The organism is Paraburkholderia sp. SIMBA_053 (assembly GCF_046534895.1).
GTDB lineage: Bacteria > Pseudomonadota > Gammaproteobacteria > Burkholderiales > Burkholderiaceae > Paraburkholderia > Paraburkholderia caledonica.
The window spans coordinates 1-260 of the sequence record NZ_JAWRXU010001007.1; the positions used below are offsets into that span (position 1 = coordinate 1).

At 44.6% G+C, this 260-nt stretch carries 1 protein-coding gene; it reads right to left on the bottom strand.

Annotated features, from left to right (window positions below):
• On the bottom strand, positions 1–256 hold a 256-nt coding region (locus SB753_RS38650; protein WP_410805361.1), incomplete at its 3' end, for a helix-turn-helix transcriptional regulator.
• Between the last annotated feature and the right edge of the window lie 4 nt (positions 257–260).

Genomic DNA, 260 nt, shown 5'->3' on the forward strand with positions numbered 1-260 from the left:
TATTAAACGCGACATGAAATGCGCTAGCTGATTGATATCCAATTTGAAAAGCAATCTGCTCAAGCTTGTCTGCCGTGCACAACAAAGCCTTTTTGGCCAAAGACATACGCCAGAAGAGAAGGTATTGCATAGGTGGCATACCAACGACCTTGTTACAGGTCGCGAAAAAAGATGATCTGGACATGGATGCCTGACTGGCGAGAGACGTTACTTGCCAATTGAAACTTGGTTTTTCGTGGATATTATGCAGTGCCAACGAG